Raw genomic sequence first — 25,216 nt, 5'->3', positions numbered from 1 at the left:
GATCACGTATGGCTGGCGGACTGGGCTCGGCGCTGGTCGGCCTGTCCGTCACCGTCCGGCGTTGTTCAGCGTAAGCGGATGGTCTTGGCTGTACGAATGGCTGTACGGCCCCTGGTCGTGGATTGGGGATGCGGTGAGCTGGGTTGCCAACGTGATGCTGTCGGTGGGTCCGGAGGACTGCCACAACGCTGAGGCGTTCAGCGGGTGGCTCGACAATGAGTGCCCCCGTCGCGAGCTAGGCATGAGGCCGGGCGGCTGCGGTAACCTGCGCCTGATCACCGCTGCGGACAACCAGTGGGGCGGACATAAGAACCCCGAATGTGAGGTGTTCGCCGGGGCGCTCAACCACGCCGACCTCGCTGCTGTCGTGGAGCATTTCGGTTCCCTGGCCTGGCACAACCCCAATGCAGTGCAGCTCTTCGTGATGGACCAGGAGGAGTCCTTCTTCCGCGTCTGGATGATCCGCAACGGCGCTCTGCGGCAGTACGCCCCTTCGTCGCCGGACGAGGAGGACGACGAGTTTTGGCCCACCGCCGGGTCGTAGCCGCAGTTCGGAAGGACACCTCGTCTGCCACGTACCGCTCCTCTGCCTCAAGCCCATCTATGTCGAAGATCCCCGCCGGAGGCATCGGTTCCGGCCCTTGGCGCTGTCTGCAATCGGCCTGCGCGCCGGCCGATGCCGGCGCTTGCGCCGCCAGCAGGCCGAGCGCGGCCGGCGCGGCCCGCTTGCGGGCCGCCTTGACCGGGCGGCGAGTCGTGCCGCTGCGGACTCAGTGCGGACTGAGGGCGTCGGTCCGGACCTCGATGCGGTGCGTCCGGGTCATCGACAGCATGGCTGAACAGGGAAAATGACTGGTGGGGCGGGCGGGACTCGAACCCGCGACCGAGGGATTATGAGTCCCCTGCTCTAACCTGCTGAGCTACCGCCCCCTGCCGGCGCGGGGATATTAACCCGCTGCGACGTCGACCGGCCACCGACATGCGGTGACCGGCCACGAAGATCGAGTCCTCCGGTCAGCAGACGGAGGGCGCCCCGGCACGGCGAGAATAGCAACCGGGATCGACATCGGGATGCCGCCAAGCGGCAGCGCGGTCGGCAGGCACCGGGCGGCGCGCGGCCGGGCGGGGCACCGGTCGGCCGGACAGCCGGCACAGCCAGTCGGGACCGTACGCTCAGCCGCCCAGGTACCGCAGGACGGCGCCGGCCGCCCGCCAGCCGCTGGCGAGGGCGCCCTGCACCGACGGACTCGCCCGGTGGTCCCCGGCCACGAAGATCCCCTCCCCCACAACCGCCGGCCTGCGCAGGCTGCCCTGCGGTGCCGGTGCCGCCGGCAGCGCGTTCGGCACCGTCACGGTCGTCAGATGGTCCCAGTCGTCGACCGGGCGGCCGTACAAGCGGGCAAGTTCGGCGCGGACCAGTGGTTCCGGCGGCACCAGCGGACCGGCCACCGAGCTGGCGATCAGGTGCCGCCCGACCGGGGCGTACGTCGGCGCGGCGCGGCTGACCAGCACCGTGTTCGCCACGAGTTCACGCCGGTCCCCGTCCAGCAGCAGGATCGGCTCGTCGATCGGCGCCTCGACGGCGGAGTGGTAGTACGTGGTCAGCGTGTGCATGCGTACCCGGCCCAGGGACGGCAACAGGGTGGTCGCCGTGACCGGGTCGGTGGCGACGAGCACGGCTCGACAGCGGATGTCGCCGGCCGAGGTGCGTACCAGTCCCGGTCGCAGCGCCGAGGCGGAGACGCCCAGCAGGCTCAGGGATGCCGGCAGCGGATCCGCGACGGCCTGCGGCAGGGCGCCGATCCCGGCCGCCGGCAGTCCGATCCGCCCCCGGGCGAAGGAACGGACGATCATGGCGAAGACGTGACTGGACGTGGTCAGCTCCCGCTCGCCGAACACCCCGGACAGGAAGGGCCGGAGCAGTTCCTCGATGATCCGGTCGGAGAGCCCGGCCCGGCGCAGCTCCATCTCGGTGCTCAGCTCGGGAGCGGCCAGGAGCCGGTCCACCGGGGAGGTCGCGCAACGGACCGCCAGCGCGGCCAACCGGAGCCGGTCGGTGGCCCGCCCCACGCTGCTGACTTCCCGTACGCCGGGGACCTGCGCGGCCCGGCCGAGGCCGGCGGCGTCGGCGAGGCCGGTGAGGACCGTACGGCCCGCGCCGAGCGGATCCCGGACCGGATGCACCATCCGGTGCAACGTGTCGCCCCGGCGCACCAGCGCCCCCTGGGTGAACAGGCCGAGGTCCAGCGCGGCGACGTCCACCAGGGCGGTCAGCCGGGGATAGGCGGTGTTCACGACCTGGAATCCACGGTCGAGCAGGTAGCCGTCCACGGCGTCGGTGGCGACCCGGCCACCGAGCCGGTCGGCGGCCTCGATCAGCAGCCAGGGCGTACCGGCGCGGTGCAGCCGGCGGGCGGCGGCCAGCCCGGCCAGGCCGCCGCCGACGATCACCACATCGGTCTCCGCCGGCAGGTCGGACACGATCTCACTCCCGGTCGGTACGGTTCGGCTCGCGGCCGGGATGGTTCGGCTCGCGGGAGAGCCGGGACGGCCACCAGATCGCGGCCCCCATGTCGTACGTCAGGGCCGGCACCAGGAGCGAGCGTACGACGATGGTGTCCAGCAGCACTCCGAGCGCGACCGCGACCCCGAGTTCGATCAGGATCACCAGCGGCAGTACGGCGAGCGCCGAGAAGGTCGCGGCCAGCACGATCCCGGCGGAGGTGATGACTCCACCGGTGACGACGAGCCCGCGCAGCACCCCGGACCGGGTGCCCCGGCGGACGGACTCCTCCCGGACCCGGCTCATCAGGAAGATGTTGTAGTCGATCCCGAGTGCGACCAGGAAGACGAAAGCGAACAGCGGGAACGACGCGTCGACGCCCGGAAAACCGAAGACGTACTCGAAGAGCAGTGCGCACAACCCGAGGGTGGCCAGGAACGACAGGACGACGGTGATGATCAGCACCACCGGCGCGAGCAGTGCCCGGAGCAGCAGGGCCAGGATCACCGCGATCACCCCGAGTACGACCGGGATGATGACGTTGCGGTCCCGGGTCGACGCGTCGGCGGTGTCCACGCCGATCGCGGTGAAGCCGCCCACCACCGCTTCCCCGTCCGGCACCGCGTGTACGGCCACCCGCAACCGCCGTACCGTCTCCTCCGCCTCCTCGCTGTCGGCCGACGTCGTCAGGGTGGCCTGGAGTTGCACCCGGCCGTCCACCACCTTCGGCTCGACGGTGCCACCGCCCGGCGTGCCCGGCCCGGCACCGGGGCCGGTCGCTCCGCCCGGATCGGTGCCGTTGGTGTCCCCGGTCGGCTGCGGGTGCACCTCGGCCACACCCGGTACGGCGCGGGCCGCCGCCGTGACCCGGTCGGCCGCGCCGACCGGGGTGAAGATGGTGACCGGGCTGCCCAGCCCGCCGGGGTAGTGCCGGTCGATCACCTCCTGGGCGATGACGGAGTCGGTCCGGTGGGTGAACAGCTCGGTCTGGCCGAGCCGGGTGGCACCCAACTGGGTCAGGCCGAAGCCGAGCCCGATCAGGATCAGGGTGGTGACCACCCAGACCAGCCGCGCCCGGCGGGCGATGAAGTGGGCCATCGGTTTCCACAGCCGACCGACCGAGGCGGCGTGTTCGACGTACGGCGAGCGCGGCCAGAACGCCCGCCGCCCGCCGATCATCAGCAGCGCGGGCAGGAAGGTGAGCATCACGACCAGGGTGGCACCGATCCCGACCGCGGCGACCGGCCCGAGTGCCTGGTTGGAGGTGAGGCTGGACAGCAGCAGGCAGAGCAGGCCGGCGATGACGGTGCCGCCGGAGGCGAAGATGGCCGGGGCGGCACCGCGCCAGGCGGCGAGCATCGCCTGGACGGCGTTCTTGTGCTGGCACAGCTCCTCGCGGTAGCGGGCGATCAGCAGCAGGGCGTAGTCGGTCCCGGCGCCGAAGACCAGCACGGTGAGGATGCCCTGGGCCTGCCCGTTCAACATGATCACTTCGGCCTGGGCCAGGAAGTAGACGGCCAGCGCGGCGAGTGCGTAGGACAGACCGGCGGCCAGCAAGGGGATGATCCACAGAACGGGGCTGCGGTAGACGATGAGCAGGATCACCAGCACCACACCGAGGGTGACCAGCAGCAGCGGCCCGTCGATCGAGGAGAAGACCTCGATCAGGTCGCCGAGCAGGCCGGCGGGGCCGCCGACCACGACCGTCTGGCCGCCGTCCCGCCCGTGGCCGGCGATCCGGCGCAGTTCCATGACCACGGCCCGGGTCTGGTCGTCCTCGGTGTTGTCCACCGGCACGATCACCTGTAGCGCCTTGCCGTCCTCGCTGGGTATCGGCGGTGGCAGTGGTGCGATGACGCCCGGTACCGCCGCGAACCGGGCGGTGTCGTCCGTCACCTGCTGTCGGTCGGCGTCGGTGATGCCGCTGTCCCGGGCGTAGACGACGAGGGCGGGGATGGTCTCCCGTTCGACGAACCCGGCGGCGAGTTCCTCGGCGTGGGTGGCTTCCGCGTCGGCCGGCAGGAACGCCGCGTTGTCGTTGGTGGCGACCTCGCTGAGCCGGCCCGCGTACGGCGCCGACACGGCGCCCACCACCAGCCAGCCGAGCACCAGCACGGCGGCGAGCAGCAGGACGATCCGGTTCCGCGCCCCGGCCATCTTCCACCCACCCCCGTTTCGTGCCGCCTGTCCGGCGGCCGGTCACATCCACGGGTTCCGCGAGAGCGGCGGGCAGGACGCCGCAGGCCGAGCAGACCCCGGGTATGACGATGCCCGCCGGCAGGGCCGGCGGGCGGGATGTTGGGAAAGCTCCCCCGTTTGGACACCCTGATTACAACGTCTTGTGGTCATGTCCGGTTCGGTAGTGGGACGTCGGCGAGGATGGGCAGGATTCGGCTTCGGTCAGCGGTGATGCGTTGTACTGTGCGGTTGATCCGGTGCTGGCCGGTGCGTCTCAGGAGGGCCGGGGCGGGGGTTCGCGACCTCTGATCGGTGGGCCCGCTCGGTCACCGTGACCGAGGCGTCCGACGGTTCTGCAATATCGGCGACGCACATCCATGCGCGCCGCGCGGTGGCCGTGCCTCGACGGCCACCGCCGCTGTGCTGTCGCGGGGGCCGGTCAGTTACGCGGCAGGGCTGCGTCGGAGGCCGGGGCGGGTACGGCGCCGAGGCAACGGCGGGCCTCCTCCTCCGGGGTGACCGGCACGCGGCGCATGGCGATCCGGAGCAGCGGTGGCGCCATCAACGAGGTGGCCACGGCGACCAGCACGATGATCGTGTACGTGGCCGTGTTGAGGATGCCCAGCCGCAGGCCGACCATGGCGACGATCACCTCGATGACACCGCGCGCGTTCATGCCGGCGCCGAGGGCGAGCGCTTCCCAGCGGCTCAGGCGGCTGAGCCGGGCCCCCAGGTAGGCGCCGGCGAACTTGCCGACGACGGCGATGACCAGCACCAGCACCGCGGCGCCGAGGACCGTCGGGTGGGCCAGCGCGCGCAGGTCGATGCGTAGGCCGGCGGTGGCGAAGAAGATCGGGGCGAGCACGGCCAACACCACGGTTCGCAGCGCGGCGGTGCGGACCCGGCTGTGCTCCCCGACGGACCCGATCAGCATGCCGCAGAGAAACGCGCCGAACACCGCCTCGAGGCCGAGTGCCTGGGTGCCCGCACCGGCCAGCAGGATCAGGGTCGCCGACATCGCGACCGTCCGTTCCGGCGAGTCACCGGCGAAGCGCATTGCGGCCCGCACCACCGGCCTGCCGATCACCACCGCCACCACGACCACGAGTATCAGGTACGCGAGAGCCAGGCCGACCTTCCACCCGGTCAGGCCGCCGACCGCCATCGCCGACACCACCGAGAGCAGGAACCAGCCGACCGCGTCGTCGACGGTCCCGGCCGCCAGGGTGAGCTGGGCGATGTCGCGGTGCATGAGCCGCATGTCGAGCAGGGTCTTGGCGATCACCGGGATCGCGCTGACACACATGGCAACGCCGATGAAGAGCACGAACACCGCCGTGTCGCCAGGTACGTCGAGCAGGCGGGCCAGCGGGAATCCGAGCCCGATGCCGAGGGCGAGCGGGACCAGCAGGCCGGCCACGCTGACTCGGACCGCGGTATGGCCGCGGCGGCGGAGCATCCGCAGGTCCATCTCGATCCCGGTGAGGCCGACCAGCACCAGCACGCCGACCTGGCCGACCGCGTCGAGCAGGTGGGCCTGTTCCGGCTGGGCCGGCAGCAGCCATCCGGACAGGCCGGGTGCCAGCCAGCCGAACAGTGACGGTCCGAGCAGGACGCCAGCGGTGAGCTCGCCGACGATGGCCGGCATGCGGAGGCGCTCGGCCAGCCGGCCCAGCAGAATCGCCAGCGCCAACAGCAGCCCGGCCTGCAACAGGAAGACGAGCAGCGGATGGGCGGGAATCGGGGGGACGGGAGCGGCAAGCACGGTGGTCTCCTCCGGATCTGAAGCGAGGGATCCGCCGTTTCCAGGCTTCGCGGAAATGTCGTCCACGGGCCGCGCGGAACGCACACAGACAGGCCTCGGGCAGGGATTCTCCGAGGAAGCTTTACACGGCCACAATGTGCGCGCAATGTGTCCAACCGACGCATTTTGAGCCGGCGTCGCGCACCAATGAGAAGCCAGCCGACAGTCGGCGATTATTCGTCTCGAATGTCGGCGCGAACCCATTTCAGTGACGAACACCGAGTCGGTGGTCCGCTACGGGCGTTGCGCCGACGGCGAGTGCCGCCATCCGTCCTTCGGGATCACCGGAGCGGGCCCGGACCGGGCTCAGATATCGGACCTTCCTGGTTTTCCGCCGCGGGTGGGCTCACGTAAGAGCTTCGCGCTCGGTGGTCTGCTGGCGCTCGACCGCCTCGTAGAGTGCCTTGATGTTGTTGCTTCCGAAGCTGCGTGCGCCGTGCCGTTCGATCAGCTCGTAGAACAGCGTCCGCCGCTCGTGCCGGGATTCGGTGAAGATCTGCAGCATCACGCCGCCGTAGTCCCGGTCGGCCAGGATCTTCAGCTCGCGCAGGGTCGCCACCGGAACGCCCACGTCACCCAGGCGTCCCGGCAGGGCGGCGTAGTACTCGGCCGGCGTGGACAGGAATCGCATGCCGCGTTCGGTGCAGTCGCGTACCCCGGCCGCGATGTCGTCGGTGAGGAACGCCACGTGCTGCACGCCCGCGCCCGCGTTGTCACGGATGAAGGTGTCGATCTGGCCGGGCGCGCGGGTGGTGTCCGGTTCGATGATCGTGAAGGTGACGCCCCGCGACGCGCTCTGCACCACCTTGGATTTCATCGCCTGCCGGCCCACGACGATGCGCTCCTCGAAGGTCTGTTCGAAGTTGAATACCTCCTGGTACCAGCGGACGGTCGCGTCCAGGGTGCCGGCCGGCAGGCACACCGCGAGGTGGTCGATGGTGTGCAGCAGGCCGGGCGCCGGGCCGGCGACGGTGATCTCCTCGATCGCGCCGGGCGCGAAGGATCCACCCGATCCCGTACGCGATGTGAACCGGTGGGCGACATCGCCGAAGCCGCGCACCGTCGCGAAGGTGGCACTCTCGCCGTTCCGCTCGTACACGACCGGCTCGGCTACCGGCTCGGCGCCCCTGCCGACGGCCTCGGCGTACGCGGTGGCCGCGTCGTCGACCGCGAAGCCGACCACGGCCACGCCGGCGCCGTGCTCACGCACGTGCTCCGCGGCACGGTGCCCCGCGCCCCTGGCCGAGGTGACCAGCACGGTGATGTCGTTCTGGCGTAGCAGCACCGACCGCTGGCCGGGCAGCCCCGTTTCGGGACCGCCTTGACCGCGGACCGCGAAGTTGAACAGGTCGCACAGTTCGGCGGCCCCCTTCTCGGCATCCTCGACATAGAATTCAAGGTGATCAATGGTGCGGATGTCCATGGCAAGCCTCCGGATGCATGGCTGCAGAGGACGGCCACCGGGGTCGTCCAACCGCTCGAGATGTCTGCTTGGACTTTCCGTGGGTGTCAGCCCACCTGGGCGACGTCCTGGACGGGCCGGGCCGCGAAGTCGGTCCACAGATCGGCGAACTGCCGGGCCAGGTCGGCGACCATGCCGCTGCAGTGCGGTGGAAGGTTGTGCAGGATCCCCTCCCAGTCCTCGGTCCAGAGCGCGTGCAGGCTGAGCAGGCGCAGCAGGTTGCGGCCGGTCTCGCTGTAGCGCAGCGCCGGGTCGGACCTGAGCCGGTTGACCGCGGCAGCGTGATCCAGCACCGGCTGACGCGGCGGTTGGGCCGGCAGCAGCAGAATGCTGACCGTGGCGACCTCGTGCCCGCCGCCGACCGCCGGTTCCCCGGCCGCTGCGGCGTCGCGCCTGAGCCGGCCGGGCACCAGGTCCTGCCCATTGCGCAACCGGTTGCGTACGTCCCGGGCGGTCTCCGGGGAGATTCTCGCGGCCCTGGCCACCTGCCGCAGGGAGAAGGTGGGATTCTCGATCATGAGCTGGCCCGCCAGCCGACGTCCGGCGCTGCCGTCGAGCGGCCTGATCCGCCCGTCCTGCCCGACCCGGCTGCCGATCGCCGACGCCTCTCCGACGACCCGGCGGCGTAACTCGGCCACGGTCACCGGCGAGGTCCCGGTGACCGACGCGACCCGCCGGTCGGACCACTCGGGGTGGGACGCGATGATCCGCTCCGTGGCCCGCTTGCGGTCGGCGAGCGCGAGCGGGAGGCCGTGCTCCACATTGAGGCGTACGGCGAGGACGAACGCCTCGGACTCGTCCCCGTCGAAGAAGCGCACCGGGATCGTCCGCTGTCCGCGCCGCGCGGCCGCCCAGAGGCGGTGCACACCGTCGATCACCTGCATGGTGCCGCGGTGCACGACAATTGGCGGAAGAGGGCCCTCGATTGCGGCGAGCATCTCGACGTGCTCGTCGTTCACGCCGGACAGCCGCGGCGAATCGGCCAGAACTACGGTGTCGACCTCAACCAGAACGACTGGCTGCTGCTCGATCTTGTCGTGGGCGGCATTCCCGGCGGCTCCTGTGTCGACGATCGGTCGCGGTGGTTTAGCACAGATTGCCAACAATCGACTCAAGGCTTTTTCCTGATGGTTTTCTGCCACGTATCCGACCCCCGCAGTCGTTCGAGCAGCATCCGAGAACAGAAATTTCTCGATAGCGAAACAAACGTAGCACCGCTTTTTTCTGGGCGAAACCCCAGAGAAATCGGGTGCCCTTGGCTACCCCTACCCCTACCCCTTCCACCGCGCGATGCGGCGCTCATTACCCGCGATACGGCGCGGCGCTCACCGCGCGATCTCGCGCCGCAGCGCGGCCAACTCGGTCGCGGCGGCGAGAATCAGCTCCCGCTCGTCCGCCCGGACCCGGATCGCCCCGCGTACGGCTCGTAATGTCGGGCCTTCCTCCGAGGGTGGGCGGACGACCGGTTCCGGGCCGCGGCCTGGTCCGCCTTCGGGCAACTCGGCAACCCGCCGTAGCAGTGCTAGGCGGGCACTTCCCAGAACATCCCGTCCGAGGAGGGGATCAGGCCGCCACCGAAGACGGGCGACTCCACGCCGGCATCCTCGCCGAGCTGGGCGCGGGTCTGCACCTGGGCGCCGTCCCGCATCGCCCGGCGTACCACCGACGATCTGAACAGGGGGGCCATGCTCTGCTCCCGCTGGTCCACCAGCGTTTCGATGGCACCGGCGAACTCCGACGACCGCTCCTTGAACCGGACGGCGGCGTCCTCGGCGCCGGCAAGCTCGAAGTCGGACGACGTGAGGCCCGCCACGAGCTGGACGAACGACTCAAGTTCGGTGTGACTGCTGCGGGTGACCTTCTTGGCGGACCAGAAGTACGAGTTCTCGTCGACGTGCATGTCGTAGAACGACATCAGGAACTCGTAGAAGACGGCGTACTCGCGGCGATAGCGGGTCTCGAACTCCTCGAAGGCCGCCCGCTCCTCGACCGTGCCGGCCAGCACGCTGTTGATCGAACGCGCGGCGAGCAGGCCGCTGTAGGTGGCCAGGTGCACGCCGGAGGAGAAGACCGGGTCGACGAAACAGGCCGCATCGCCGATCAGCACCATCCCCGGCCGCCAGAACGTGGTGTTGTGGTACGAGTAATCCTTGCGTACCCGCAACTGGCCATACTGGCCCTCGGTGACCCGGGTGGCGCCGGAGAGGAATTCCTCGACCAGGGGGCACTCGGCGACCAGGGCCTTCAGCGCGGCCTCCGGGTCGCCCTGAACCTTGGCCGCCTCCTCCCGGCGGACGACAGCACCGACACTGGTCAGTGTGTCGCTGAGCGGGATGTACCAGAACCAGCCGCTGGGAAACGCGCAGGACAGGATGTTGCCGGAGTTCGGTGCGGGCAGGCGCTTACCGTTCTCGAAGTAGCCGAAGAGAGCCAGGCTGCGGAAGAACTCGGAGTACTCGCGCGTACCGCCGGCCCGCTTGTAGATCCGGCTGCTGTTGCCGGAGGCGTCGACCACCCACCTGGCCAGCACGCGGTGCTCGGTGCCGGCCGCGTCGGCATACCGGACTCCGATCACTTTGTCGCCATCCTCGATGACATCCTCGACCGCGCAGTTCTGCCGCACCTCGACACCCTTGCTGGCCGCGTTGTCCAGCAGAATTTTGTCGAACTCACTGCGCTTGACCTGGTACGCGAACGACGTCGGCCCGGCGATCTTGGGTGAGACGGAGAAGGCGAAGTTCCACGGCGTGGGATTGGCGCCCCACCGGAACGTGCCGCCCTTCTTCTTGGGGAAGCCGGCCGCCGCCAGTTCCTCGGTCACGCCGAGCATCCGGCAGATGCCGTGCACCGTGGAGGGCAGCAGCGATTCGCCGATCTGATAGCGGGGGAAGGTTTCCTTCTCCAGGAGCAGGATCCGGTGGCCCTGCATCGCGACCAATGTGCTGAGCGTCGAACCGCCGGGCCCGCCACCCACCACCACCACGTCGAACTCTTCCTGCTCTGCTGTGTTCATTGTCCGCCTCTCGCAGAAGCGCTGGTGTGCGCCACCGGCGAGAGTGCCTGCTGGTGCTGTCGGGCCTCCATCTCGATGAAGGCAGCGAGCCGTGCGATTCCCGTGTCGATTTCGGCCGGGGTGAGGTAGCTGATGGACAGCCGGATCCCGTGGTGGCCGCCGCCCAACGGGTAGAAGTAGGACATCGGCGTCCAGATGACGCCGTGGTCCTGCGCCGAACGGGTGAGTGCGGCGTTGTCGGCCCGGAACGGGACCCGCATGGTGAGGAAGAAGCCGCCGCTGGGGCTGTTCCAGGTAATCCCCAGTTCCTCGCGCCGGGCGGCGGGCAGGTATTCGTCGAGGCGGCGCAGCACGTCCTGCATCGCCTCGCCGTAGTACGCCGCGGCCTTGACGTTGAGCTCGGAGATGCGGCCGCCCGCGGCGAGCAGCGTGCCGGCCACCACCGCCTGGCTCAGTGACGAGGTGTTCACCGTGACCATGCTCTTGATCTTGGATAGCTCGTCGGCCAGCAGCACCTCCCCCTCGCCATCGGACTCGACCCGCTGGTCGGCGACGACGAAGCCGACCCGTGCCCCAGGAAAGACCGTCTTGGAGTACGAGCCAAGGTGGACCACCGATCGCCGCCGGTCCAGCGACTTCAGCGTGGGCAGCGGTGTACCCGGACTGACCAACCGGTACGGGCTGTCCTCGAGGACCAGCAGTTGGTGGTGGGCGGCCAGTTCGATCAGTTCGTCGCGGGCGGCCCGGCTCATCGTGGTGCCGGACGGGTTGGAATGGTCGGGCACCACGTAGAAGGCGCGGGGCCGCCGGCCCTGGGCCAGTTCCCGGTCGATCGCCGCAGCCAGATCGGCGCAATGGAAGCCGTCCGAACGCTCCTCGACCGGGGCGACCGGGATGTCGAGCAGCCGGGCCGCCCCGGTGATGCCGACGTAGCAGGGACTGGATACCAGCAGCACGTCTTCGGGCCCGGTGAACAGTGCGCGCAGGACCAGCAACATGCCCTCCTGCGCCCCGACGGTGACGACGATGGCGCCCGGCGACACCTCGATCCCCTCGTCGACCCGCAGCGAGTCCGCGATGATCTCGCGAATCTGACCGGCGGCCGGGCCGTACTGATACATCGCGGTCCGTACCTGGGCCGGTGAGGCGCCCTCTTCCAGCAGGTGATCGAGGTACCGGCGGACGTGCCCGAAAATCTCCTCGGTCTCGAAGAAGCCGTCGTACGGCCGGCCGGGCGCGAACGAAATCGCCTCCGGGTACCGCAATGTCACCTCGTTGAGGAAGTTCATCGTGTCCAACACCGGATCGGCGACGCTGCCGTGCAGATCCCGGCGGTGCAGATCGATTCGCCGTCCGACCATTTTCTACCCCCGGTCACATCACTTCCTTGAAGGATTCTGGACATCAGGATCACACGACCACCAGACGCCCGACAACGGCGTCCAACTGACCAGGAATGGCGACTGGCGTCCAACCGGAGGACTCCTCGGTTGGACGCCATTAATGATCTCAGACGTTGTTCTGGCATGCCTCGTAGGCGTCGTGGTACTCAGGCGTGCCGGGATCCACACCGGAGCCGGGCCCCAGGTCGAACCCCCCGAACTCGTCGAGATCGGGGAATTCTGGCATGCCGTGCGCCCGCACACAAGCGGTGAACCCGGCAGGGTCGGCGGACGCCGAGACGGACGGCGATGGGGATTCTCCGGAGGTATTCGGTGGCGACACGGCCGGCAACACGGAACGGCAGTCAGCCGTGAGAAACAGCGCGAAGAGAACCATGCCGAAAATCTTCGATCTCACCATTTCTACAGCGTTCACGGGTGGGACTCGGTGATGTCGGCACACACGGCTGCCCGATGCACGGGTCTCGCCGGTTGTGCCGTGGTGTTCGAGCCGGCCGGTCGGTCGCCATGTCCTCTGGCGTGAATCCGTCGGCACCGGCCTCGGTGGGCGGGATACCGCGGTTATCCACGGTGACCGGACACAAACCCGCAGTCCAACTGCGGCAGCGCCGCCGACGCGTCGACCGCGGTCGTCAACTGGAAGCGGCTGCACGCGTCCGGCTCGCGGTAGAGACGAAATTCCTCAGTACGACCAGCGGGAATCAAGGGACCCCTGTACCGGCAACCTCGCATCGCCCTTCATCAAATCCTGCAGAGCGGCCGTGCCGCCGCCTCATTCCCCCGACCAGACCGGAGCACGCTTCTCGGTGAACGCCCGGACCCCTTCGACCGCGTCGCGGCTGCGCCGGCGGCGCTCCTCCCAGGTGTACGCGGTGACGAAGGCGTTCTCCAACGGCACGTCCGCCGAGCGCAGCACCGCCTCCTTGATCGCGCAGAGCGACAGCGGTGCACCCTCCAGCAGGTCGCCGACCCAGTCCCGCACGCAGTCGTCCAGACGATCGGCGGCCACCACCTCGTTGACCAGCCCGAACCACAAGGCCGTCGCGGCGTCCATCCACCGGCCGGTCAGCAGATAGCCCATGGCGACCTTCTGTGGCATCTGGCGAGCCAGCCGGAACGCGCCTCCGGCACCGGGCACCAGGCCGAGCCGTACCTCGGGCAGCGCGAAGACCGACCGGTCCGAGGCCACGATCAGGTCACACGCCAGGGCAAGTTCGAAACCGCCGCCCAGGGCGTACCCGTCGACCCGCGCAACCACCGGCTTGGAGAGCGTGAAGCGCTCGGTCAGTCGCGGCCAGCCTGGCTGGCCGCGGCTGCCGAAGGTGGTTGGCGCCGTGCCGTCGGCGTCCAGCCGACCCCGCTCCTTGAGGTCCTGGCCGACCGAGAAGGCCCGGTTCCCCGCGCCGGTCAGCACCACCACCCGCACGTCGTCGTCCCGCTCCACGTCGTCCCACACCGCGCCGAGTTCCTCATGGGTACGGAGGTCCAGGGCGTTGAGCACGCGCGGCCGGTTCAGGGTCACCCATGCGACGTGGTCCTTCTTCTCGTACCGCACCCGAGCGGCGTCCGTGCCGCTCATGTCACCCGCCCCGCGAACCTGTCCACCTTGTCCAGCACGTCGGCTCCGTAGATGCGCAGCGCCTGATGCAGGGCGAACTCGGCCAGGTACGTCCGGAACTCGTCAACCGACTCCTCGCCGACCGCCAGCATGGCCCGGTTGGCGACCACCGCCTCGCCGTCCAGCCGGGTCAGCGCCCGCTCGACAGCGGCATCCATCTGCTCGGGTTCGACCACCTCGTCGACGAGCACCCGGGCGTCCGGTTCGACGGCCCGGATCCGGCGCCCGGCCAGGATCACCTGCCGGGCGATCCTGGGACCCGCCACCCGGGCGAACCGGAAGTTGGCCACGCCGGGCACGATGCCCTCGCGGGCGGCCGGCAGGCTGAAGTACGCGTCCGCGGCAGCGATCACGTGGTCGAACACCAGCAGCATCTGCGTGCCGCCGCCGATCGCGAAGGTGTCCACCGCGGCCAGCCACGGCTTGGTGCGCAGTACGGGACGCCACCCGCCGGGCTCGGCCGACGCCAGGCCGCGCAGCAACTTGTGCAGATAGCCGAGCTCGCGCCGGAGCAGGAAGCCGACCAGCGGGATGTCGCCCGCAGACAGCTTCTTGAGGTTGATCCCGGCGCTGAACACCCGTCGTCCCCGGTAGCGTGGATGACTCATCGGGCCGCCGCGGACCATCCCCACCCGTACCTGCGGGTCGAGCAGCGCCAGGTCGACCGCGGTCTCCATGTCGTCGACCTGGGTCTCGTCCTCGGCGTTGAGACAGTCCTCACGGCACAGGGTCAGCCGCGCCACCCCGGCCCGCCGCTCCAGGTGCACCGCCGCCATCCGCAGTTGTCCGGTCACCTGGAATTCGGGCAACAACTCCATCGCGCGCGGGGTGGGCCGGAGCATGGCGTCGATCAGATGGCGGCCGGCCACCGGTGATCGCAGCACAGCGCGCAGGAAGATGGCCTGATCGATCTCGCGGGCTTCCTTACCCGCCTGCGGGCGCGATCGTTCGGCGGCGAGCTGGGCGGCGTTCGGCACCAGCCCCGGGAACGCCCGACTCGCCGCCTCGACCAGCTCGTCGAGCCGCAGATAACGGGTGCGGCCCGCGGTGAGTTCGTCGTACACCCGCTCGGTGTGTGCCGCCAGGAACTCCGCGCGTGCGGTGCGCAGTTCCTCGTGCACCGCTTCCGCCTCGGTCCGCTCGCCAGGTGTACGCACCGCCGGTTCGGACAGCGCGGCGAGCCTACGCTCGCCGCGCTCGGCGGCCGCGGCCAGTTGCACCCGGTCCGCGCGCAGCTCACCGGTCAGCACGGCCGCCGCGTGCCCGGCGGGAGCGGTCATCTGCCGGCCCCACGCCGCAGCATGCGATCACAAGCCGCCAGGTGCGAGCCGAGGGCCTCCTCGAAGCTGGTACGCGCGGCGTCGGCGAGCAGTTGGCGCCGGATGGCCAGCTCCTGGCCGGCCAGGCCCTCGGCCAGCTCTGCCAGGTCGAGCAGCACCGGGCCCGGGTCGTCGGTCACCTCGTCGAACAGGCCCAGGGCCAGTGCGCGGGCCGCGTCGAGCGGTGCGCCGAGCAGCGCGGCCCGGCGGACCGCCCCGCCGCCCTGCCGGCCCAGCCGGAACAACGCCATGCTCGGCCAGGTGGCATCGCCGTCGAGCGCCATGATCAGCCGGGTCTCCGGCGTGGCGACGCGGAAGTCGGTGGCCAGCAACGCGTCCAGGGCCGGGCCGCCGCAGTCACCGGACACCACCGCGACGGTCGGCGCGGGCAACCGCTCCAGCCGGCGCAGCGCCCGCTCCCACTTGGTTGTCAGCCCGACAGTCAGTTCACCGGTCCAGCCGTGTGCCGGCGTGCCGGATATGTAGATGGTGGTCAGCCCGGTTCCGGGGCCGTCCTCGACCCTGTCGCACAGTGACTGGAGGGTCTCGACCAGAGCCGCCGAGACCGGTGCCGCCCCATCGATCCGGACCACGTCGTCCTGCATGCCCACCCCGCTCACCACTGGACCAGCGCCATTTCGATCGTCGAGCCCGGACCCATGGTCATCAGAACGCCGTATTCTCCCGGCCGAGCAACACCCTCGTCGGCCAGGCGTTCGTAGGAGAAGAGGAAGGAACCGCTGGAGACGTTTCCGTAATCGCGCAGCACACCGATGGTGTGCCGGACATCGTGCCGGGTCAGCCCGAGATTCACCACCACCGCGTCGATCACTTTCTTGCCGCCGGAGTGCACCAGCCAGTGCGCGATGTCACTGCGGCGCAGACCCGTTCCGTCCAGCAGGGTGCCGATCACGGTTTCGGCATGCGCTCCCACGACGTACGGGATCTGCGGGTCAAGGAAGAAGCTGAACCTGTCCTTTTCGCGGTCCCATTCGTAGCGCATGGCGTCGATCGCGTCGGTGATCAGGTAGCTGGCGAACTTGAGAATCCGCGGGCCGCCCGCGCTGCCGTCCCCGACACCCGAGTCCGCGACCAGCGCCACGGCGGCCGCGCCGTCGCCGAAGAGACTGTTCACCACGGTGGTGCGCATGGTGCCGTCCAGGGCATACGCGGCGGAGCACGCCTCGCTGCAGAGCACAACGGCCAGTTCCCCCGGGTGCGCGGCCGACCAGCCGGACACCACGTTGAGCGCGTTCAGGCCGGCATTGCAGCCCATCCCCACGATGTCCGAACGGCTGCACCGCGGGTCGATACCGAGTTCCCGCATGAGTAGCGCGCTCAGGCCCGGGGTGAGGAAGCCTGTGGAGGTCACGCAGCAGAGGTGGCGCAGGTCGGCCAGCGTGGCGCCGGCCCGCTGCACTGCGGTGAGCAGGGCCTGAGCGCCCATCTCGATCGCGATCCGCTTGTGCTTGTCGAGGAGGTCGCCCTGCGGCTCGGGAGCCCGGCGACCGTGCTCGTCGGCGGCGGGCAAGGTGAGGTGGCGACGATCGATCGCGCTGTTCAGATAGACCGAGCGGATCTTCGGGTTGGTGATCTCCAGCAGGCCGAGCAGTTCGGGCTGCGAGATCGGGGTGCCGGCCACGGCGGTGCCCACGCCGGCCATCCGGGTGATGGCGGGCCTACGAGCGAGTACGGACGCGTCCTCCGCGCGAACCGCGAGTGTTGTCATCGGTACATCCACCCCCACGTGCGCAGCTTGCTCCGCAGAATCCGCTTCATCTTCTTTTCCGACATTTCCCCGGACCCTTTCTGCGTCGGTGATTCGACCAGCCGGACATTAGGCGGACCCACGGAGATCGTCAATTGAACGTCCAACTGCGGCTTTTCGGTGTGTGCCCCGAACACGGAAAAGCCCTACTGAGTGGTGGTATGGGACGGGTCGGAGCGAAGGAATGACCAACCGGAAATTCTTTGACGCCGCGCGCCGGACGCGCCTGGCGGAACGCTCGGTGCCGTCCGGCTCGAAGATCAGCTAGGCGCCGCGATCCCTCAACTCGATGACGGATGCGGCCTCGAGCTCTCATTAGCGTGCGTCAATCGGCACTACGAGCCGCACTGCTGAAGCACAAACTGGATCGAGATTCGGCGCAGAACTGCGCGGTCCTCCCGACCTTCGCACCCTCGGTTGTTCAAGGAGGTTCGGTTCCGGCCCTCAGCTTTGGCCGTACCGGGACGTTGCGGTCGCAGCCCATCGGGTTCACCCCGGCCCGAAGCAGGAGGCTCCGCCGATATAGGTGAGAGGCTCCGCCGGACCATGAGAGGCAGCGGCTTCCAGCACGGTTCAGATCACAGTCGTTGCTCGAGCCATGCCGCCACCTGGGCTGGGCGGACACCCGTCATGCCGAGAAACCGTAGGGTGTGGCCGAACCGAGGGCCGGAGATCAACTCCTCCGGCGAACCGGGGTGTCCTCCCTGACCAGAAGCTCCCCCGTTTGGACTCGAACCAAAAACCTGCCGGTTAACAGCCGGCTGCTCTGCCAATTGAGCTACGGGGGATCGCCGTGGCCCGGCACTGGATCTCTCCGGTTGCCGTGCGACGGGACAAGAGTACAGGACAGACGGGGGTGCCGGGCTACCGGGTTATTGCCCGACGGTGCCGGCGACACGACCTGCCAGATATCCGGACAAATCGCTATGCGGGCCACAACCAGGCATGACATCGGTGGAGGATGGGTACCGACTTGGGGACAGACAACGCAGGCGCGACACGGTCGCCTACCGGTGAGACCCGGAGGCACTCGACCGCGTCAGACATGGAGAGGAGCCGTCATGCGCGGAAAGCTGTGGTTCGTCGGCGGGCTGGCTGTGGGCTTCGTCCTGGGCGCCCGCGCGGGCCGGGAGAGGTACGAGGAGCTGGTCCTCAAGGGCCGTCAGGTCCTCGACCACCCGACGGTGCAGGAAGCGGCCGGCGTGGCTCAGGCCCAGGCCAACCGGCTCTACACCGAGGGCAAGGATCGACTCAGCCACACCCGGCTGGGCGAGAAACTGGGTACGGGCAACGGCGGGTCGGCCGAACTGGGCTCCGGAGACGGCGGCAGCTACGCCGACTCGGGCGTCGGATCATCGGCCAAGAAGACCCCGTCATCCGGCTCGGCGACGACGCCCGCCTCGCGGGCGGCGGCATCCGGGTCGGGAGCCAACGGCACCACGTTCTGACCGAGGCACCTCGAGGCACCCGGTCCCGTGTTGGACGAAGGGGTCGACCCGCTACCGGGCCGACCCCTTCACCCTGTCCATGAGCGCGCCCAGTCCCAGTCCCTGCTGCTGACCGCGCTGTCCCAGTCCCCGCTGCTGACCGCGTACCTCAGTCCCTGCTGCTGACCGCGTACCTCAGTCCTTGCTGCTGAACGCGGCGTCGAACGCCGCGCTCGGGGCGTCGAAGGCCAGCCGCCGGACGAACTGCAACGCCTCGGGAGCACCGACCAGCCGGTCCATCCCGGCGTCCTCCCACTCGACCGAGATCGGGCCGTCGTATCCGATCGCGTTCAGCGCCCGGAACGAGTCCTCCCAGGGCACGTCGCCGTGGCCGGTGGAGACGAAGTCCCAACCCCGGCGCAGGTCCGCCCAGGGCAGGTGGGAGGCGAGCCGCCCCCGCCGCCCATCCCCGGTACGCACCTTCGCGTCCTTGCAGTCCACGTGGTAGATCCGGTCGGCGAAGTCGAAGATGAAGTTCACCGGGTCGAGTTCCTGCCAGACGAAGTGCGACGGGTCCCAGTTGAGCCCGAACGCCGGGCGGTTCCCGATCGCCTCCAGGGTCCGCTTGGTGGTCCAGTAGTCGTACGCGATCTCGCTGGGGTGCACCTCGTGCGCGAACCGTACGCCGACCTCGTCGAAGACGTCGAGGATCGGGTTGAACCGGTTCGCGAAGTCCTCGTACCCCTTCTCGATCATCGACGGCGGGACCGGCGGGAACATGGCCAGGGTGTGCCAGATCGACGAGCCGGTGAATCCGACGACGGTCTTGACCCCGAGCTTCGCCGCCGCCCGGGCGGTGTCCTTGATCTCCTCGGCGGCCCGCTGCCGGACCCCTTCCGGTTCCCCGTCGCCCCAGATCCGGGCCGGCAGGATGTCCCGGTGACGCTCGTCGATCGGGTGGTCGCAGACCGCCTGCCCGACCAGGTGGTTGGAGATCGTCCAGACCTTCAGGTTGTACTTGGCCAGCGTCTCCCGCTTGCGCTCGACGTACGACTCGTCGGCGAGCGCCTTGTCGACCTCGAAGTGATCGCCCCAACAGGCGATCTCCAGCCCGTCGTAGCCCCATTCGGAGGCGAGCCGGCACACCTCCTCGAACGGTAGGTCGGCCCACTGGCCGGTGAAGAGCGTGATGGGTCGCGCCATGGTCTTTCTCCCTGTTGATCACGCGGGATTCGCGACTGCGCCGGATGTGGCGCCGGTGGACCGGGGCGAGGGTGACCGTCCGGGACGGTGGCGGAATTCCCCGGCGACGAGGCCGGCAGTGCGTATCCGCACCTTCGCCGGGCAGGTTGCGCCTCCCGCCCGGTCACCGGCCATCACCGAGGATCGCCAAGCCCACTCTAGGCGGTGTCGGGCGTGCCAAGGAAGCCCCGCCTCCCGATCGGAAGGCGGGGCTGCCCGGACCCGGAGGCGAGGGCTCCGAGCGGGTGGATGAGCGGTAGCGCGGTGCACCCGTGAGCGCGGGCGGCGGGGGCCAGCCCGACCGTGGAACGCACGCCCTGCCGCCCGCCGCCCAGCTCAGCTCAGTTCAGTTCAGTTCAGTTCAGTTCAGTTCAGTTCAGCTCAGGGCAGGGTCCACTTCTGGTTGGCGGCGCCGGACGTGCAGCTCCAGAGATGGACGTTCTGGCCGTCCGCCGAACTGTTGTTCGACACGTCCAGGCACTTTCCGGACGACGGGTTGCGCAGGGTGCCGTCGGACTGCGGAGCCCAGTTCTGCGCCGCACCACCGGTACAGGTCCAGAGTTGGATCTTGGTGCCGTTGGCGGTGCCTGCTCCGTTGACGTCCAGGCACTTGCCCAGGGCCCGCAACGTCTGACCGTTCACCGTCCAGGTCTGCCGCGCCGAGCCGGTACAGGTCGAGATCTGCGCCTGGCTGCCGTCGGCGGTCGCCCCGCCGTCGATCTCCAGGCACTTGCCGGCCAGCCCGACGATCGGACCGGTGCCGGAACCGCCGGGGGTGGTGCGCAGCAGGGTGAACTCGTCGACGTCGTACAGCCCGCTGCCGGAACCAGCGACGGTCAGGTACAGGTTCTGCGTGCCGCTCGGCACCCCGGAGAGCGCGGCACTCACCTCGGCGTAGTTCTCCCAGCCACCGGTGTTCGAGATCGTCGCCGTGCCGAGCACCGTACCGGTCTGTGAACCGGACCGGACCTGGAGAGTGCCGCCGGCACCGCCGGAGGCGATCCGGGCCCGCAGCGAGGTGACCCCGGTCAGGTTCTGCCCGTTGTACGCCGCCCAGTCACCCGGGTCGAGGTACCCCATCAGCGCACCGCCGACGGCGCTGGCCTTGCTGACCACGGTGACCCCGCTCTGTGCGCTGAACGCCTCGGCCTGGATCGTCGTGTTGGTCGGCGGGTTCGGGTCGGTGCCGCCGATTTCCTTGATCCGGATGTTCCGGAACGAGGCGTCGTCGCCGCTGCCGTGGTTCTGGATCCCGATGTACCCGGCCAGCGACCGCACCGGATCGGTGTTGGTGAAGTCGTTGACCAGTACGCCGTTCAGGTAGACCCGCAGCCGCTCCCCCTCGACCAGCAGTTCGTAGCTGTTCCACTCGCCCGGCGCGTTCAGCGCGGCGTCCCGGGCCGCTAGGTCCGCGGACTTGAAGCCGTAGACCGATCCGGTGGTCCGGTCCGAGGTGTCGGTGGCGTCGATCTGGATCTCGTAACCGTTGTCGATCGCCGACTGCGGATCGGTCGACGACGGGAAGCCGATGAAGACCCCGGAGTTGTCGTCGCCGGGAATCCGCCAGTCCAGCTTCAGCGAGTACGACGAGAACTGCTTCGCGTTGTACCAGTACAGCCCCATCCCGCCGGTCGAGGTCAGCGTGGCGTCGGAGTTGCTGAAGCTGCCCGGACCGGCCTGGGACCAGCCGGTGGTGGAGCCGTTGTAGAGGGTGCTGTAGCCGCTCTCCGGTCGGCAGTCGGCCTTGGACCGGCCGGCCGCGTACCGGATGCCGCCGAGCAGGTGTGCCCGGAAGGCCGAGTCGCTGTACGACGCCTGGGTGTGCCCGGCGCCGGTGTAGAAGGACCGGCCACCCTCGTACGTCTTGCACCAGACGTGCGGATGGTCCGCGCCCATCCCGCCGCCGGAGTACGACGACTCGTCGAGCGTCGCCAGCACCTTGGCGGTCGACCGGGGGTTGGTCCGGAAGTTGTACCACTCGTCGGTGCGGGTCCAGGTCTGCGGCAGGTGGGCGGTTGCCGCGTGCCCCCGGTCCGTCACCTTCACGTTGGCCTGCTGGATCGCCGGATGCGAGGAGAAGTACGCCCCGACCAGGTTGCCGTAGAACGACCAGTCGTACTCGGTGTCGGCGGCGGAGTGCACCCCGACGTACCCCTTGCCGCCGCGGATGTAGGACTCGAACGCGCTCTGCTGGGTGGAGTTGAGCACGTCGCCGGTGGTGTTGAGGAAGACCACGGCCTCGTACTGGGCCAGGTTGCTGGTGTTGAACGTGTTCGCGTCCTCGGTGGCGGTCACGGTGAAGCTGTTCGCCGCACCGAGTTGCTGGATCGTCTGGATCCCGACCGGGATCGCGTCGTGCCGGAACCCGGCGGTCTTGGAGAAGACCAGGACGTCGTACGGGGCGTCGGCGGCGCTGGCCGGGCCGGCCGGCACCGTGGTGCAGGCCAGCACCGCCAGCATGGTGGTGGCGACGCCGAGCAGGGTACGGGTCGGCTTCCGATTGGGGCGGGACAGTCGTCTACGCATTGTCGCTCTCCTCGTGAGGGCGGTTAGGAAGGGCCCCTTCTTCTACAAAATGCGATAAGAAGGGGCCCTTCCTTTCACGTCAGGGCAGGGTCCAGCGCTGGTTTGCGGCGCCGCTTATGCAGTCCCAGAGGTGGACGTTCTGGCCGTCGGTGGAGCTGTTGTTGGAGACGTCCAGGCACTTACCCGACGACGGGTTGCGGAGGGTGCCGTCGGACTGTGCGGCCCAGTTCTGGGCGTTGCCCCCGTTGCAGGTCCAAAGTTGGATCTTGGTGCCGTTGGCGGTCGCGGCGCCGTTGACGTCCAGGCACTTACCGAGAGTACGCAGCGTCTGTCCGTTGCGGGTCCAGGTCTGGTGCGCCGAACCCGTACAGCTCCAGATCTGTGCCTGTGCACCATCGGCGGTGCTGCCGCCGTCGATCTCCAGGCACTTGCCGGCCAGCCCGACGATCGGACCGGTCCCCGTGTTGCTGGGAGGGGTGCCGGTGGTCAGGGTGAAGGCGTCCAGGTCGTAGAGGAAACCGGTGCCGGAGCCGGCGAAGGTCAGGTAGAGCGTGGTGGTGCCGCTTGGCGGGTTGCTGATGGTGCCGGTGACGGTGGCGAAGGTGTCCCAGCTTCCGGTGGCCGACACGGTGGCGCTGCCGAGCAGCGTGCCGGTGGCGGAGCCGGCCCGGATCTGGAGGGTGCCGCCGGCACCGGCCGACGAGACCCGGGCGGTGAACCCGTTGACGTTGTTCAACCGGTACGGCTGGAACGCGATCCAGTCGCCGTTGTTGATGTCACCGACGGTGTATCCGCCCTCGGCGGGGGTCTTGGCGTACTTGGCGACGCCGGAGGAGGTGTCGTAGTGCTCGGCCTGCCGCTCCTTCGGCGCCAGTTCACTCTGGTTGTGGGTGGTCAGCCCGCCGTTGTCGGTGTACTGGGCGTCGAAGACCGGGAAGATGTTCGCGGCGTCGTCGTGCTCGCCGTCCACCGGGATGGTGATGGTGCCGGAGCAGCCGGTGGTCGAGGTGATCTCGTGGGCGTGGCTGTCGTGTCCGAGCAGGTAGGTCATCCTGACCCGGGAACAGTCGATCGTGCCGTCCTCGGGATCGGTGACGGTGACCTGGAACGGCACCGCCTCACCGAACGCCACCACCTGGCCGGACGCCGGGGTGTTGACGGTGACCGTCGGCGCGGTGTTGCCGACGTTGATCGGCACGCTGGCGTTGCCGGTCGCGCCGGACGGATCCCGTACGGTCAGCGTCGCCGTGTACTGCCCGTCCGCGCTGTACGTCTTCGTCGGGTTGGCCGCCGTCGAGGTGGTGCCGTCGCCGAAGTTCCAGGAGTACGTCAGCGAGCCGCCCTCCGGGTCGACCGAGCCGGCCGAGGAGAAGGTCACGGTCAGCGGTGCCGCCCCGGAGGTCGGGGTGGCGTTGGCCACCGCGATCGGCGCCCGGTTGCCGCCGCCGACGTAGTCGAACCGGTAGACCGCCGAGTTGGCGTCCCCGTTGCCCCAGCCGGCGCCGTAGTCCAGCACGTAGTACGCACCGTCCGGACCGAACGCCGAGTCCATCACCTGCTTGCCGCTCCACGGGAAGGAGTCGATGGTTCCCCTGGAGCCGTCGGCGTTGACGTGGATCGGCTTGATCCAGCCCCGGCCGAACTCGGTGGCGAAGAACTGGCCGTCGAAGGAGGAGGGGAACTTGGTGGCCGACGGGTTGTTGGGGTCGTACCGGTAGACCGGGCCGGCGTGCGGTGACTCGGAGCCGCCGCCGAACTCCGACGGGCTGCCGGAGTCACCGGCGTACCTGATCCAGGCCGGGCGGGCCGGCGGCAGTGTGGTCTGGCCGGTGTTCCGGAACGAGTTGTTGGTCGGTCCGCCGGTGCAGTTGAACTTCGACCCGCTCGGCCCGCTCGGGAAGGTGTAGTCGTTGTACGTCTCGGAGCTGGTGTTCGTTCCGGTGCAGTACGGCCAGCCGTAGTTGCCGGGCGAGGGGACCCGGTTGAACTCGACCTGGCCGCTGGGCCCCCGGTTCGAGTCGGTCGAGCCGGCGTCGGGGCCGTAGTCGGAGACGTAGACGACTCCGGTGGCCTTGTCGACGCTGAGCCGGAACGGGTTCCGGAAGCCCATCGCGTAGATCTCGGGCCGGGTGTTCGCGGTGCCCGGTGCGAACAGGTTCCCGGACGGGATCGAGTACGTCCCGTTCGCGTTCACCTTGATCCGCAGGACCTTGCCCCGCAGGTCGTTGGTGTTGCCGGCGGAACGCTGCGCGTCGTACGACGGGTAGCGGTTGGTCCGCTCATCGAGCGGGGTGTAGCCGGACGACTCGAACGGGTTGCTGTCGTCGCCGGTGGAGAGGTAGAGGTTGCCGGCCGCGTCGAAGTCGATGTCACCGCCGACGTGGCAGCACATCCCCCGGTTCGTCGCCACCTCGAGCACCACCACCTGGCTGCTCATGTTGACGGTGTTGTCGGAGTTCAGGGTGAACCGGGAGAGCCGGTTGACCCCGTTGAACGGCGCGAACTGCGCCGCGGTGCCGGTGGCCGGGGCACTGCCGCTCGGCGTGGACAGTGGTGGGGAATGGTAGAGGTAGATGTACCGGTTGCTGGCGAAGTTGGGATCCACCCCGACGCCCTGCAACCCCTCCTCGTCGTTGGTGTAGACCGGAATGTTCCCGATCACCGAGGTGTTGCCGGCGGCGTCGGTCCGGCGCAGCGTGCCGTTGCGGGCGGTGTGCAGGACCGAGCGGTCCGGCAGCACCGCGAGCGACATCGGCTCGCCCAGTTCGGCGAGTCCGCGGGCCAGGGTCACCTGCTGGAAGTCGGACGCGTTGATCGTATGCGCCATGGCCGGGGCGGCGGGGGCGAGCACCGCCGGAGCGGCCGTCGCGAGCAGCAGTAGCGCGGCCCCGGTGGCCCAGGACCGACGCCTCGTCGCGCGGGTTCGACCGAGCCGGGGGGCGCCGGGTGGTTG

18 protein-coding genes and 2 tRNA genes are annotated in these 25,216 nt (G+C 69.4%); 3 read left to right on the top strand and 17 right to left on the bottom strand.

The annotated features are described in order from the left end of the window. The first annotated feature begins 61 nt into the window (after window positions 1-61). Window positions 62-544: a squamosa promoter-binding protein 15 gene (locus I0C86_RS10980; protein ID WP_230393954.1), complete on the top strand. Its 483-nt coding sequence runs from the start codon at window positions 62-64 to the stop codon at window positions 542-544. A gap of 309 nt (window positions 545-853) precedes the next feature. Here the strand turns inward: I0C86_RS10980 and I0C86_RS10975 are convergent. The 6 genes from I0C86_RS10975 to I0C86_RS10950 all read right to left on the bottom strand — a co-directional run bounded on the left by I0C86_RS10975 (window position 854) and on the right by I0C86_RS10950 (window position 8,906). Beyond that, window positions 854-930, bottom strand: a tRNA-Ile gene (locus I0C86_RS10975). 243 nt (window positions 931-1,173) lie between these two features. Next, window positions 1,174-2,472, bottom strand: coding sequence for an FAD-dependent oxidoreductase (locus I0C86_RS10970; RefSeq protein ID WP_196201141.1), 1,299 nt, complete (start codon window positions 2,470-2,472; stop codon window positions 1,174-1,176). A 13-nt stretch (window positions 2,473-2,485) separates the two neighbouring features. Then, window positions 2,486-4,660, bottom strand: a complete 2,175-nt coding sequence (locus I0C86_RS10965) for an MMPL family transporter (protein ID WP_196201114.1) — start codon at window positions 4,658-4,660, stop codon at window positions 2,486-2,488. 460 nt (window positions 4,661-5,120) lie between these two features. Next, a complete protein-coding gene (locus I0C86_RS10960; protein WP_323373583.1) occupies window positions 5,121-6,446 on the bottom strand; it encodes a cation:proton antiporter in 1,326 nt (441 codons plus the stop codon). A 385-nt stretch (window positions 6,447-6,831) separates the two neighbouring features. Then, window positions 6,832-7,908 (bottom strand): 4-hydroxyphenylpyruvate dioxygenase, encoded by a 1,077-nt coding sequence (hppD, locus tag I0C86_RS10955; protein ID WP_196201113.1) that lies wholly within the window; start codon window positions 7,906-7,908, stop codon window positions 6,832-6,834. 86 nt (window positions 7,909-7,994) lie between these two features. Then, complete coding sequence (locus tag I0C86_RS10950; protein WP_323373582.1) at window positions 7,995-8,906, bottom strand: ParB/RepB/Spo0J family partition protein; 912 nt, start codon at window positions 8,904-8,906, stop codon at window positions 7,995-7,997. On the opposite strand from I0C86_RS10950, the gene I0C86_RS43210 reads away from it, so the two are divergent. Then, the gene (locus I0C86_RS43210; RefSeq protein WP_230393953.1) at window positions 8,892-9,377 is read left to right on the top strand and encodes a hypothetical protein; all 486 of its coding nucleotides are present in this window, start codon (window positions 8,892-8,894) and stop codon (window positions 9,375-9,377) included. The two genes, I0C86_RS10950 and I0C86_RS43210, sit on opposite strands and share 15 nt — an antisense overlap. A 92-nt stretch (window positions 9,378-9,469) precedes the next feature. Here I0C86_RS43210 and I0C86_RS10945 read toward each other — a convergent pair whose 3' ends face one another. From I0C86_RS10945 to I0C86_RS10910, 8 genes are all read right to left on the bottom strand, one after another. Next, on the bottom strand, window positions 9,470-10,960 hold the full coding sequence (locus I0C86_RS10945; protein ID WP_196201112.1) for a tryptophan 7-halogenase: 1,491 nt from the start codon (window positions 10,958-10,960) through the stop codon (window positions 9,470-9,472). Next, window positions 10,957-12,321, bottom strand: a complete 1,365-nt coding sequence (locus I0C86_RS10940; RefSeq protein WP_230393952.1) for an aminotransferase-like domain-containing protein — start codon at window positions 12,319-12,321, stop codon at window positions 10,957-10,959. The genes I0C86_RS10945 and I0C86_RS10940 overlap by 4 nt, the downstream gene beginning before the upstream one ends. A 148-nt stretch (window positions 12,322-12,469) precedes the next feature. Then, a complete protein-coding gene (locus I0C86_RS10935; RefSeq protein ID WP_196201111.1) occupies window positions 12,470-12,778 on the bottom strand; it encodes a hypothetical protein in 309 nt (102 codons plus the stop codon). Between the two features lie 357 nt (window positions 12,779-13,135). Beyond that, window positions 13,136-13,942 carry an enoyl-CoA-hydratase DpgD gene (gene dpgD, locus I0C86_RS10930; RefSeq protein WP_196201110.1) on the bottom strand — a complete coding sequence of 269 codons (807 nt, stop codon included), beginning with the start codon at window positions 13,940-13,942 and terminating at the stop codon, window positions 13,136-13,138. Further along, window positions 13,939-15,261, bottom strand: coding sequence for a (3,5-dihydroxyphenyl)acetyl-CoA 1,2-dioxygenase DpgC (dpgC, locus tag I0C86_RS10925; RefSeq protein ID WP_196201109.1), 1,323 nt, complete (start codon window positions 15,259-15,261; stop codon window positions 13,939-13,941). The genes dpgD and dpgC overlap by 4 nt, the downstream gene beginning before the upstream one ends. After that, entirely contained in the window at window positions 15,258-15,905 is a 648-nt protein-coding gene (dpgB, locus tag I0C86_RS10920; RefSeq protein ID WP_196201137.1) for an enoyl-CoA-hydratase DpgB, read from the bottom strand. The genes dpgC and dpgB overlap by 4 nt, the downstream gene beginning before the upstream one ends. Before the next feature lie 11 nt (window positions 15,906-15,916). Beyond that, complete coding sequence (dpgA, locus tag I0C86_RS10915; RefSeq protein WP_323373581.1) at window positions 15,917-16,954, bottom strand: 3,5-dihydroxyphenylacetyl-CoA synthase DpgA; 1,038 nt, start codon at window positions 16,952-16,954, stop codon at window positions 15,917-15,919. A gap of 829 nt (window positions 16,955-17,783) precedes the next feature. Beyond that, window positions 17,784-17,856 (bottom strand) — tRNA-Asn (locus tag I0C86_RS10910). Between the two features lie 273 nt (window positions 17,857-18,129). Between I0C86_RS10910 and I0C86_RS10905 the strand changes: the two genes are divergently transcribed. Continuing rightward, on the top strand, window positions 18,130-18,516 hold the full coding sequence (locus I0C86_RS10905; protein ID WP_196201107.1) for a hypothetical protein: 387 nt from the start codon (window positions 18,130-18,132) through the stop codon (window positions 18,514-18,516). A 174-nt stretch (window positions 18,517-18,690) separates the two neighbouring features. Here I0C86_RS10905 and I0C86_RS10900 read toward each other — a convergent pair whose 3' ends face one another. From I0C86_RS10900 to I0C86_RS10890, 3 genes are all read right to left on the bottom strand, one after another. After that, on the bottom strand, window positions 18,691-19,698 hold the full coding sequence (locus tag I0C86_RS10900) for a sugar phosphate isomerase/epimerase family protein (protein WP_196201106.1): 1,008 nt from the start codon (window positions 19,696-19,698) through the stop codon (window positions 18,691-18,693). Window positions 19,699-20,118: 420 nt separating this feature from the next. Then, window positions 20,119-22,197 (bottom strand): ThuA domain-containing protein, encoded by a 2,079-nt coding sequence (locus I0C86_RS10895; protein ID WP_230393958.1) that lies wholly within the window; start codon window positions 22,195-22,197, stop codon window positions 20,119-20,121. A 145-nt stretch (window positions 22,198-22,342) separates the two neighbouring features. After that, the gene (locus tag I0C86_RS10890; RefSeq protein WP_230393957.1) at window positions 22,343-25,141 is read right to left on the bottom strand and encodes a PQQ-dependent sugar dehydrogenase; all 2,799 of its coding nucleotides are present in this window, start codon (window positions 25,139-25,141) and stop codon (window positions 22,343-22,345) included. Window positions 25,142-25,216: the final 75 nt, after the last annotated feature.

It is taken from the genome of Plantactinospora alkalitolerans (assembly GCF_015690345.1).
Taxonomy (GTDB): Bacteria; Actinomycetota; Actinomycetes; order Mycobacteriales; family Micromonosporaceae; genus Plantactinospora; species Plantactinospora alkalitolerans.
This window is presented reverse-complemented; position numbering and strand designations above follow the sequence as displayed.

Bases quoted from the DNA above. Each gene is read 5' to 3' on its own strand.
- I0C86_RS10965 (WP_196201114.1), bottom strand. From the start codon at position 4,660: ATGGCCGGGGCGCGGAACCGGATCGTCCTGCTGCTCGCCGCCGTGCTG.
- hppD (WP_196201113.1), bottom strand. From the start codon at position 7,908: ATGGACATCCGCACCATTGATCACCTTGAATTCTATGTCGAGGATGCC.
- I0C86_RS10945 (WP_196201112.1), bottom strand. From the start codon at position 10,960: ATGAACACAGCAGAGCAGGAAGAGTTCGACGTGGTGGTGGTGGGTGGC.
- I0C86_RS10940 (WP_230393952.1), bottom strand. From the start codon at position 12,321: ATGGTCGGACGGCGAATCGATCTGCACCGCCGGGATCTGCACGGCAGC.
- dpgD (WP_196201110.1), bottom strand. From the start codon at position 13,942: ATGAGCGGCACGGACGCCGCTCGGGTGCGGTACGAGAAGAAGGACCAC.
- dpgC (WP_196201109.1), bottom strand. From the start codon at position 15,261: ATGACCGCTCCCGCCGGGCACGCGGCGGCCGTGCTGACCGGTGAGCTG.
- dpgB (WP_196201137.1), bottom strand. From the start codon at position 15,905: ATGCAGGACGACGTGGTCCGGATCGATGGGGCGGCACCGGTCTCGGCG.
- I0C86_RS10905 (WP_196201107.1), top strand. From the start codon at position 18,130: ATGCGCGGAAAGCTGTGGTTCGTCGGCGGGCTGGCTGTGGGCTTCGTC.
- I0C86_RS10900 (WP_196201106.1), bottom strand. From the start codon at position 19,698: ATGGCGCGACCCATCACGCTCTTCACCGGCCAGTGGGCCGACCTACCG.
- I0C86_RS10895 (WP_230393958.1), bottom strand. From the start codon at position 22,197: ATGCTGGCGGTGCTGGCCTGCACCACGGTGCCGGCCGGCCCGGCCAGC.